We start from the raw sequence: 10,632 nt of genomic DNA, 5'->3' as shown, positions 1-10,632 counted from the left end.
CTGATTCGCGGCACCACGGCCGACCCCGAAGGCAACGTCACGATGGAACGCGAGGCACTCGTGCTCGACGCCATGGAAGCTGCCATGGCCGCCCATAATTCAAACGGACTGGTGATCGTCCAGGTGGAACGGATCGCCGCGAGCGGCACGCTCGATCCGCGGGCAGTAGTCGTACCGGGAATATTTGTTGACCGTGTTGTGGTCGCCCGTCCTGACACTCACGCCCAGACGTACGGTACAGCGTATAACCCTGCGTTCTCCGGCGAGATGAAAGTCCCATTGGGGACGATGGAAAGCCCGGTGCTCGACGAGCGCAAAGTGATCGCACGCCGATGTGCGTTCGAGCTGCCGCTCGGTGGCGTAATCAATCTTGGTATCGGAGTTCCAGAAGTCGTCGCAGCCGTGGCCGCGGAAGAACGGCTGCTCAGCCATCTGACGTTGACGGCCGAGCCCGGCCTGATCGGCGGCACCCCGCAGGGTGGCTTGAACTTCGGCGCGGCGATCAACATCGACGCCCTGCTTCATCAGAACCAGCAGTTCGACTTCTACGATGGTGGAGGGCTGGACCTCGCCTGTCTCGGCATGGCGGAGATCGACCGGTGCGGCAACGTCAACGTCAGCCGCTTCGGTCCGCGACTAGCCGGTGCCGGCGGGTTTATCAACATCAGCCAGAACGCCCGCCGCGTGGTATTCGCGGGAACGTTCACGGCCGGCGGCCTGGAAGTGGTGGTCGAGGATGGACGTCTGCGTATCGTCTCGGAGGGCTCGAAGAAGAAACTCGTCGAGTCTGTCGAGCAGATCACATTCAATGGATCGCTCGCTGCCGAACGCGGTCAGGCCGTGCTGTATGTGACCGAGCGTTGCGTCTTTCGGCGCGTGCCCGAAGGGCTCGAGCTGACGGAAATCGCACCCGGCATCGATATCGACCGCGACATTCTTGCCCACATGGACTTCGCACCTATTGTGCGAGACGTGCGATTAATGGACTCTCGAATTTTCTTGCCACAGATCATGGGACTGGCAACCGTGCTGCTCGATTTGCAGATGAGCGGCCGGCTCAGCTACGACGCCGGGCGCGACACGATGTTCGCGAATTTCGAAGGCATGGCGATCCGCTCGAACGGCGACATCGAAAGTGTTCGGCGTGTGCTCGAAGCATTCTGCGGTCGCATCGGCCACAAGGTTTCGCTGATGGTCAACTATGACGGATTTCGGCTGGACGAGTCGGAGGCCGATGCGTACTTCGAGATGGTCAGGCAGTTGCAACTCAAGTACTACAGTTCGGCGACTCGCTTCAGTACCAGTGCATTCATGCGCATGAAGCTTGATGCTGCATTTGGCGAGTTCGATCCTGCATCACATGTTTGCGAAACACACGCGCAAGCCGCAGCTCATGCGACACGCGGACTCGAGGATATCGACCGCAGGCAGTTCGGCGAGCCCGGCGCGCGCAAGTAAGACCCGCTGACTCACGCCTCAATGGCACGCCGGCACGATCATTAATTCAACCCACGACTAGCTGTGGTCTAAACCAGCAAGGTGACTCCCTATGAAAGCATCCGACCTGTTCGTCAAGGCGCTGGAAAACGAAGGTGTCGACCGGATCTTCGCCGTACCCGGCGAAGAAAATCTCGACGTCGTCGAGTCGCTGCGGCGCTCCAGTATCCAGCTGATCGTGACCCGCCATGAACAGTCCGCGGCCTTCATGGCGGCGACCCACGGCCGCCTGACGGGCAGGCCCGGCGTCTGCATGGCGACACTCGGTCCCGGCGCGCTAAATCTGGTTACGGGTGCCGCCTACGCCCATCTTGGCGCCATGCCAATGGTGCTCATTACGGGCCAGAAGCCCATCATGACGGCGCACCAGGCGCGGTTCCAGATAGTCGACATTGTCGCCACGATGAAACCCCTGACCAAGGCGTCCCGGCAAATAGTCAGCGGCGCCAGCATTCCGACAGTCGTGCGCGAGGCGTTCCGGCTGGCCGCGGACGAGCGGCCTGGCCCGGTCCATCTTGAGCTGCCCGAAGACGTGGCCGCGCAAGAGGTAAGCGATGACGTGACGCTCGTTCCGCTGCATCCCGTCGAGCTGCCGGTGGCGCAAGAGGCTGCCATCGAACGGGCCGCGGCTTTGCTGATGCAAGCCGAGCGGCCGTTGGTCATGTTCGGTGCCGCCAGCAACCGGCCACGGCTGGCAGGTCAATTGACCGAGTTCATCCGGCGTACCGGTATCCCGTTCTTCAACACCCAGATGGGCAAGGGCACTGTCGCTGCGGTCGGTAACAACGAGGCCACGGAACTCTGGATGGGAACGGCCGCGCTGAGTGCGCGCGACTACTTGCACGAGGCGATCGATCGTGCAGACCTGATCGTGGCGATCGGACATGACACGGTCGAAAAGCCACCGTTCATCATGGGGCCGAAGGGACCAAAGGTCGTTCACGTGGGTTATACGCCAGCGCACGTTGAAGAGGTGTTCTTCCCGCATGCCGAAGTAGTGGGCGACCTCGGCCTGAGTCTGGCGCGGCTTGCCGATCAGGTTCAAGGCAAGCTTCCAAACGCAGCTGCATTGGCGCCGCTGCGCGAAGGTATCTTGAGACGCACGCTGGACCGGGCACAGGAATCGCGCTTCCCGCTGACGCCGCAACGCATCGTGCACGACGTGCGCGAGGTCATGCCGGCCGACGGCATCGTCGCACTCGATAACGGCATGTACAAGATCTGGTTCGCGCGATGTTATCGGACACGCAGTGCCAACACGCTGCTGCTCGACAATGCATTGGCGACGATGGGCGCAGGCTTGCCCTCGGCCATGATGGCGGCGATGCTCTACCCTGCCCGGCGCGTGATGGCGGTGTGCGGCGACGGTGGCTTCATGATGAACTCGCAGGAACTCGAGACCGCCGTCCGGCTGAAGCTCAATCTCGTTGTACTAATTATCCAGGACGATGCCTACGGCATGATCCGATGGAAACAGGCCGTCGACAACTTCCCGGACTGGGGCCTCACTTTCGGCAACCCCGATTTCCTCAAGTACGCCGATGCCTATGGCGCCGAGGGAAGGCGCGTTGAGTCGGCCGAGGCGCTGGCGCCAACGCTGGAAACGGCGTTCCGCGAGGGCGGCGTGCAGTTGGTCATCGTTCCGGTCGACTACTCGGAGAACACCCGCGTACTCGTCGATGAACTCAAGAATCGCGTTATGGAGGCGGCACAATGAAGATCAAGGCAGCAGTCCTGCAGGCGATGGGCGCAACACCGCCCTACGCCCTCTCCCGCCCTTTGCATATCGAGGAGATCGACTTGGCGCCGCCCGGCGCCGACGAAGTGCTAATCAAGATCGCCGCCGCCGGGCTGTGTCACTCCGACCTCTCCGTCATCAACGGCGACCGGCCACGTCCCATGCCAATGGCGCTCGGCCATGAAGCGGCGGGTGTTGTCGAGCAACTGGGGACAGGCGTGACCGACCTTCAGGTTGGCGATCACGTCGTCGTGGTGTTCGTGCCGAGCTGTGGCCACTGTGCGCCCTGTGCCGAAGGCCGCCCCGCCCTCTGCGAGCCGGGCGCCGCGGCAAACGGTGCCGGCACGTTGCTCTCCGGTGCACGCCGTCTCACGCGCGGCGGCGAGGCCCTGAACCATCATCTGGGATGTTCGGTGTTTGCCGAGTATGCGACCGTGTCGCGCCGCTCTGTCGTGAAGATAGATTCCAGTGTTCCGCTCGATGAAGCCGCGCTGTTCGGCTGTGCGGTGCTGACGGGCGTAGGCGCGGTGGTCAACACGGCGCAGGTCAGGGTCGGCGCATCCGTGGCAGTTGTCGGCCTCGGCGGTGTTGGCCTGGCGGCACTCATTGGCGCGCAGGCGGCTGGCGCCCGGCAGATCATCGCCATCGACTTGTCCGATGCCAAGCTCGAGCAGGCGCGAGCCCTGGGCGCCACGCACACGGTCAACGCCGGTCGGGCCGATGCGATCGAGCACGTCCGCGCGCTCAGTTCGGGCGGCGTCGAGTTCGCTTTTGAGTTCGCCGGCTCGATCAACGCGCTGGACCTGGCTTACCGCATTACTCGCCGGGGCGGTTCGACCATTACAGCCGGGCTGCCCCCGTCAACCGCGCTTTGGCCGCTTCCCGCAGTCAGTCTTGTGGCAGAGGAGCGCACGCTCAAGGGCAGCTATATTGGAACATGCGTGCCTTCGCGCGACATCCCACGCTACATCGATCTGTATTTGCAGGGCCGATTGCCCGTGAACAAGCTGCTCACGGGGCGCCTTAAGCTCGATGAAATCAACCTTGGTTTTGACCTGCTCCACGAAGGCAAAGCGATTCGCCAAGTGGTGGTATTCGATTGATGCCGGGGCAAGACATCGCGGTCCGCAGCATTCCGCGATGTGCCGTCATCGGGCTGATGATGGAGCGTCCGCTAGCTACGCTCGGCGCAGGTCAACCCACGCTTTAGCAGACTTGCAGCACATTAATCACACGGCTGGCGAGCAACGGCTTGGTGTTGCGTCCATATTCGGCCATATGCGCAGAGGCGCCATGCGCCTTCAACGCTTCAGCGCTTTCCCAGCGTTCGATCACGGCAAACGTGTCATTGCCGAGGGGTGTCTGAATCGCACCGAAGTCTGGTACATCGATGACCGCTTCGTAGCTGATACATCCATTTTCCGCCAGCACTGCCGGCTGGTTCTTGCGAAATAACTCCAGCACTGCGTCGCGTGAACCGGGCAGCGCAGTGATCGTGGCAATGACGTGAATCATCCGGACATTCTCCTTTGGTGGTTCGGCATGGATTGCCGGTCGTAATCATAGCCGCGTCCGGCTAGAGATGCTGGCGGCGCCTGCCTTGCCTTGCATCCCAGTAAGGCTTTGGGCTCGGAGGATTGCCCTCGCGATAATCTGCTAACGCCCATCACCAACCATGCCGATGGCTACTACCGAGCCCGACATTCCGACATCGTGAGCGGCACGTCGAACACTGTGAAATCCCACATTCGCGCGCCTGGCTTTTCGCGACACGGCGGCCACTATCCCGTCCGCGTGTAAACTAGCGAACTTTTTGACTCTGGTGGTATGGTGCAAGCCCCTCAGCGCACAGCTTTCAGCGGCCCGACGCTCATTCGCCTACTGGCGCGCCTGGCGGATGTCGATGTTACCGAATCCAGACAAGCGCTCTCGGACAGGCTGAGCCAATGGATCCATTGGACGGACGCCATCGCGCTGTCCACGGCGCTCAACGGCAATCCGCCTGCAGTAACCCCCGGCGCGCAAGCGGTTGGCCGCGCGGAGGAGGCCGAGTGTGCCCGTGTGCGCAGCGCGTTGGCGAATGCCATCGTCGGCGGTAGTGCGTCCGCCGCCAAGCGGCACGGGTCCGCGCAAACGTCCTCTCACACAGCTCCCATGGACGATGCTATCGACTATCCGGCCTTTCGTCAGACGTATCTGTCCATGCAGCAGACGATGGAGACGGGTATCGGCAACCTGCGTGGCCGACTCCGGGTCAAGCTGGCCGCGAGGACACCCGCCATGAGCCGGCTCGCGGAGGTGGATGTCGTCATGGAGCGCGCGCTGAGCCCGCGCGAGCGGAGTTTGCTCGCCACCGTGCCCGGGTTGCTCGGCGGCCACTTTGAGCGCTTGCGCAAGGCCGAGCGGGAGACACTGGCCGACACCCAAGTGTCGGAGAACGCCCCGCCAATCACACCGGGCGCGTGGCTGAACGTGTTCCGCAAGGATATGCAGAGTGTGTTGCTGGCCGAACTGGATCTTCGTTTTCAACCGGTCGAAGGGTTGCTCGCGGCCCTTCGCACCAGCTAACTGGGACGCTATGTCCAGATATCTGAATCTTGTCGTTTTTTTGGTAGGTCTGGCCGCTGTGTGCTGGATCGGCGCAGGCTACGTCGGCTCGAACCCGCTGGCGCTGGCCGTCACTTTGTTGATTGGCGCCTGCTATCTGGCGGGCGCGCTGGAGTTGCAACGCTACAGCCAGGCCACGTCCACCCTGACGCGCGCTGTCACCGATCTGTCCGGACCTCCGCCCGGCTTGGGCGCCTGGCTCGACCGATTGCATCCCGGCCTGCGCAATGCGGTGCGCCTGCGCATCGAGGGCGAGCGGGTAGCCTTGCCCGGCCCGGCGCTTGCGTCTTACCTGGTCGGCTTGCTCGTGTTGCTGGGCATGCTGGGCACGCTGCTGGGCATGGTGGCGACCCTGAGGGGCACAGGCATGGCGCTGGAAAGCGCGACGGACCTGCAGGCCATCCGCGATTCACTGGCCGCGCCGGTCAGGGGATTGGGATTTGCGTTCGGCACTTCGATTGCAGGCGTGGCCACATCCGCCATGCTCGGGCTGCTTTCCGCACTGTGCCGGCGCGAACGGATCGACGCCGGACAGATGCTCGACGTAAAGATCGCGAGCACATTGCGCATCTACTCGCAAACTCATCAGCGCGAAGAAACCTTCAAGCTCCTGCAGCGGCAGGCCGAGGGTATGCCTGAACTCGTCAATCGGCTGCAGATGATGATGGCGGCCATCGAGCAACAGAACCTCGCCGTCAACGCGCAGCAGATCGCCAGCCAGGAGGCCTTCCATGGCAAGACCGAGGCGACCTACGCGCGGCTCGCTTCATCGGTGGAGCGGTCGTTGAAAGAGAGCGTTGCCGACAGCACCCGCGCCGCCGGCGCGGCGCTCCAGCCGGTCATGGAGGCCACGATGGCGGGCCTTGCCCGCGAGACAGCTTCCTTGCACGCCACCGTCACCCATGCCGTGCAGCAGCAGCTGGACGGGCTGTCGAGCGGTTTCGAGGCGAGCACCACCACTGTGGCCGGTATCTGGAACCAGGCACTTGAGGGACATCAGCGATCAAGCGAAGCGCTGGTCCAGCAACTGCGCACGTCGCTGGATCAGTTCACCGAAACCTTCGAGCAACGTTCGGCTGGGCTGCTGGAGGGCGTCTCCGCGCGACTGGACACCACGGCCGGCAATGTGTCGGCGGCGTGGAACGAAGCGCTGTCACGGCAAGAACGCGCTGGCGAGAAGCTGGCGAGTCACCACCAGCAGGCCCTGGCCGCGGCGGCAGCGACTTTCGAGCAGCATTCAGCTTCGTTGCTGCTCACCGTTGGCCAATCGCAGGCGGACCTGCAGGGCGAGTTGGCATCACGGGACGAGCAACGGCTCGCTGTCTGGACCGAGACGCTCGGTTCGATGGCCGCTACGCTGAGCCGCGAGTGGGATCAGGCGGGCACGCGCACCGCGAGCCGGCAACAGGAGATGTGCGACACGCTGGCGCAAACTGCACGCGACATATCGGCTCAAACGCAGGCGCACGCCAGCAACACGATCGCCGAGATCGACCGGCTCGTACAAGCTGCGTCGGAAGCGCCCAAGGCCGCGGCAAACCTGCAGGCGGAATTGGCATCGCGGGACCAGCAGAGGCTGGCGGCCTGGACCGAGACCCTCGGTTCGATGGCCGCTACGCTAAGCCGCGAATGGGAGCAGGTTGGCACGCGCACCGCAAGCCGGCAGCAGGAGATTTGCGACGCGCTGGAGCGGACTGCGCGCGAGCTATCGGCCCAGACGCAGGCGCATACCAGCAGCACGATCGCCGAAATCGAACGGCTCGTGCAAGCAGCATCGGAAGCGCCCAAGGCCGCGGCCGAGGTCGTTGCCGAACTGCGCCAGAAGCTCTCCGACAGCATGGTCCGCGACACCGCGATGCTCGAGGAACGCAGCCGTTTGCTCGCAACGCTGGAAACGCTGCTCGACGCCGTGAACCATGCGTCCACCGAGCAGCGCTCAGCCGTTGACGCGCTGGTCGCGACGTCGGCGGGTCTGCTGGAACGCGTGGGCACCCAGTTCGCCGACAAGGTCGAGGCCGAAACCGGCAAGCTCGGAGCCGTTGCCGCGCAGGTCACGGGCAGTGCGGTCGAGGTCGCGAGCCTGGGCGAAGCATTCGGTATGGCCGTACAGGTGTTCGGCGATTCGAACGAAAAGCTGGTGACTCATCTTCAGCGTATTGAAGTCGCGCTGGACAAATCACTCGCGCGCAGTGACGAACAGCTTGCGTATTACGTGGCGCAGGCTCGGGAAGTCATCGACCTGAGCATGATGTCGCAGAAGCAGATTGTCGAAAACCTGCAGCAGCTCGCGGGCAGGCGTGCGTCCGCCGGAGATGGAGCCGTAGTCGAATGAGCGAGGATATCGACGGCGGCGTGGAGACGACCGCGCCAATATGGCCCGTCTTCGCCGATTTGATGTCAGTGCTGCTGGGCGCCTTCATGTTGATCATGGTGGGTGTGATCGGCGTGCAGCTGGAACTGTCTTCCAAGCTTGAACACGAGGTCAGGCAGCGGCAGTTGGAAACGCAGCGCCGCAAGACCCTGGAGCAGGCGCTGGCCGGGCCGCTGGCAGCCGGCCGGGTGACGCTGGTCAACGGGCGTATTGGCATCAACGGCAGCGTGTTGTTCGCGCTCAACTCCGATCAATTGCAACCCGAAGGCCGGGACGTGTTGAAGAGCCTGGCCGGGCCGCTAACTGCTTATCTCCAGGCCAACGACCAGATCCTGATGGTGAGCGGTTTTACCGATGACCGGCAATTGCGGGAAGGTAACCGTCGCTTTGCCGACAACTGGGAACTGTCGGCCCAGCGCGCGTTGACGGTAACCCGTGCGTTGATTGATGCGGGCGTCCCCTCCTCCGCGGTATTCGCGGCCGCGTTCGGTTCGCAACAGCCCGTGAGCCCGAATGCCGATAACGAGGGACGGGCGAGGAACCGGCGAGTGGAAATAGCGCCTGTCCCAAGGCCGTCGAGCGCAACGGTGAAGTCCGGTGAATAACGACGTTAGCGCTGTAAAGAGCGAGTTCCGCTCGACGCTCGATGCATGGCGCGAGCGAGGCGCCGATCGGCTGGATCCCGTCCGGTTTCACTTTATGGAAGCGCTGGATCGGCGTGCGGCCAGCCGCAGCGGCGAGGCGCGATGCATCCTGGATGATAAGCTATCCAAACTAATTGAGGCTTATGGCAGGGATCTTGAGAGCGCTGCGTCGGAAGCGGCCATTGTCGACGGGCCCGCTCGTGGTGCACTTGCCGGACTGGTTGAGTACGTGAGTCGCCATGCGGTGGCGAATAGCGACGACCCCATGCCCCGCCTCTCCTCTTATCCAGAAATGGAGGTGCTTGAGTACTTCAGGAAAACCTGGACACAGCTCAGTACCGAGAGACAATTTCGGCAGTCGCTTGCGCAAGTGCCCGGGAATGCCGGGCCGCTCAACTCGAGTAGCCTCGTGCATCGTTCGCTCTCGCTGATGCGCGAGTTGTCGCCAGGGTATCTGCAGCAGTTCATGTCGTACATCGACGCCTTGTCATGGATGGAGCAGATGAACGGCGGCAACGCCTTGCCGGAAAAGGATGCGCCTCGCACCGGAAGCCCGCGGAAAAGTACGCGCGGCAAACTACGCTAGCGCGGCGGACGTAACGGACATCATGCTTGCGTGGCAGCCGTTGCCGACCATGTCACGAATCCACAAGTTAGCCGGATCGAAAGTGCACTGCAACACACTCGTCAAATAAAATCGATTGACGAAATTCGACTATCAAATAGGTTGAGAAATTCAGGCTCCTGATTTTGTCGGCTTCGTCAGCAGTTTCAACGCGATCAGGTCGTCATCCCGGTTGATACTTCCAGCTTTTCCTGCGACCCTATAAACCACTTTACGTTGTTGGTCGAACGAGCCCTGCAAAACGACACGGTGAAGCCAATGAATGATGAACCGCAAAGCTCCAGGGACTACGGTGGGAAATGTCGCCGGGGCATCCTGCGACCTTTAGCGGCAGTTGCCCGTTGGCTGGATCAGGTCGACCCCGGTACACATCGTCGCATCAAGGGTTTGCGGCTCGTGACGGCGTACGGTATCGCGGCTGCGCTCGGGACGCTGCAGGATATTGCCCACAGCGTGCCCAGCAGCGTATCGCTGGGTTACCTTGCTGGAAGCTTCGCGCTCTGGGCGAGCGTGTCCGAGGGAAAAACGACGCGCGCCGAGTCGAGCCGGGATCTCGCGCTGCTCAGTTTCGCTGCCGCACTAGGCGCGATCCTGTTCGTGATTTTTGCCCAGCCATTGCAGACTGCCGGGCGGGCGGGCCCAGAACTGATTCTTGTGACCGGCGCTTTCCTGGTCGGGTATTTGAAGCGATTCGGAGTGCTGGGCGCCGGAATCGGATCGCAAATATATATTGGAGAGTTGCTCGCATATGGCGTCCGCCTGACGGTCGCCGACCTGTGGGCCATTGTGATTGCCGCGTTGATCGCCGCGTTGGCGTCGATCGTGCCACGCGTGCTAAGCGGCCCTGCGGAGCGACCCGTTTCCATAGCAGCGCTCGCGGCCGGCACGGCATCCGGGTTCCGTCGATACTCGCCGGAGTTCTTCATGGGATTACAGGCGGCCACCGGCGCGTTGATCATCGTGATCCTGAACGATTTGTTCGGCCTTGAGGAATCTGCCTGGGCAATCACTGCATGCACTTACGTGGTCGCGGGATCGGCGACCGGCACCAAACAGCGCGTGCGTCGCCGTATTATCGGCACGTTGATCGGCGTTCCGTTAGGCCTTGCCTGTCTGCCGGTCGCCGAGCACGCGCCGCTTCTGATCTGGG

9 protein-coding genes are annotated in these 10,632 nt (G+C 62.7%); 8 read left to right on the top strand and 1 reads right to left on the bottom strand.

What is annotated here, in order from left to right; genetic code table 11:
- The 3 genes from JWR14_RS29105 to JWR14_RS29095 form a co-directional block, all read left to right on the top strand.
- On the top strand, positions 1-1,458 hold a 1,458-nt coding region (locus JWR14_RS29105), incomplete at its 5' end, for a CoA-transferase (protein ID WP_299716013.1).
- A 91-nt stretch (positions 1,459-1,549) separates the two neighbouring features.
- Complete coding sequence (locus JWR14_RS29100; RefSeq protein WP_299716010.1) at positions 1,550-3,214, top strand: acetolactate synthase large subunit; 1,665 nt, start codon at positions 1,550-1,552, stop codon at positions 3,212-3,214.
- Entirely contained in the window at positions 3,211-4,338 is a 1,128-nt protein-coding gene (locus tag JWR14_RS29095) for a zinc-dependent alcohol dehydrogenase family protein (RefSeq protein ID WP_299716007.1), read from the top strand. The genes JWR14_RS29100 and JWR14_RS29095 overlap by 4 nt, the downstream gene beginning before the upstream one ends.
- A gap of 103 nt (positions 4,339-4,441) precedes the next feature.
- Here the strand turns inward: JWR14_RS29095 and JWR14_RS29090 are convergent, their stop codons facing one another.
- Positions 4,442-4,750 carry a putative quinol monooxygenase gene (locus JWR14_RS29090; protein WP_299716004.1) on the bottom strand — a complete coding sequence of 103 codons (309 nt, stop codon included), beginning with the start codon at positions 4,748-4,750 and terminating at the stop codon, positions 4,442-4,444.
- A gap of 312 nt (positions 4,751-5,062) precedes the next feature.
- On the opposite strand from JWR14_RS29090, the gene JWR14_RS29085 reads away from it, so the two are divergent.
- The 5 genes from JWR14_RS29085 to JWR14_RS29065 form a co-directional block, all read left to right on the top strand.
- Positions 5,063-5,803, top strand: coding sequence for a DUF3348 domain-containing protein (locus JWR14_RS29085; protein WP_299716001.1), 741 nt, complete (start codon positions 5,063-5,065; stop codon positions 5,801-5,803).
- 10 nt (positions 5,804-5,813) lie between these two features.
- Positions 5,814-8,174, top strand: a complete 2,361-nt coding sequence (locus JWR14_RS29080; RefSeq protein WP_299715998.1) for a DUF802 domain-containing protein — start codon at positions 5,814-5,816, stop codon at positions 8,172-8,174.
- Positions 8,171-8,818 carry an OmpA family protein gene (locus JWR14_RS29075; RefSeq protein WP_299715995.1) on the top strand — a complete coding sequence of 216 codons (648 nt, stop codon included), beginning with the start codon at positions 8,171-8,173 and terminating at the stop codon, positions 8,816-8,818. Before JWR14_RS29080 ends, JWR14_RS29075 begins: the two co-directional genes overlap by 4 nt.
- Positions 8,811-9,443 (top strand): DUF2894 domain-containing protein, encoded by a 633-nt coding sequence (locus JWR14_RS29070; RefSeq protein ID WP_299715992.1) that lies wholly within the window; start codon positions 8,811-8,813, stop codon positions 9,441-9,443. The genes JWR14_RS29075 and JWR14_RS29070 overlap by 8 nt, the downstream gene beginning before the upstream one ends.
- A 297-nt stretch (positions 9,444-9,740) precedes the next feature.
- Positions 9,741-10,632, top strand: an 892-nt coding sequence (locus tag JWR14_RS29065) for an FUSC family protein (protein WP_299715989.1), incomplete at its 3' end; no start/stop codon positions are given.

It is taken from the genome of Caballeronia sp. (assembly GCF_028292365.1).
Lineage (GTDB): Bacteria > Pseudomonadota > Gammaproteobacteria > Burkholderiales > Burkholderiaceae > Caballeronia.
This window is presented reverse-complemented; position numbering and strand designations above follow the sequence as displayed.

Bases quoted from the DNA above. Each gene is read 5' to 3' on its own strand.
- JWR14_RS29100 (WP_299716010.1), top strand. From the start codon at position 1,550: ATGAAAGCATCCGACCTGTTCGTCAAGGCGCTGGAAAACGAAGGTGTC.
- JWR14_RS29095 (WP_299716007.1), top strand. From the start codon at position 3,211: ATGAAGATCAAGGCAGCAGTCCTGCAGGCGATGGGCGCAACACCGCCC.
- JWR14_RS29090 (WP_299716004.1), bottom strand. From the start codon at position 4,750: ATGATTCACGTCATTGCCACGATCACTGCGCTGCCCGGTTCACGCGAC.
- JWR14_RS29085 (WP_299716001.1), top strand. From the start codon at position 5,063: ATGGTGCAAGCCCCTCAGCGCACAGCTTTCAGCGGCCCGACGCTCATT.
- JWR14_RS29080 (WP_299715998.1), top strand. From the start codon at position 5,814: ATGTCCAGATATCTGAATCTTGTCGTTTTTTTGGTAGGTCTGGCCGCT.
- JWR14_RS29075 (WP_299715995.1), top strand. From the start codon at position 8,171: ATGAGCGAGGATATCGACGGCGGCGTGGAGACGACCGCGCCAATATGG.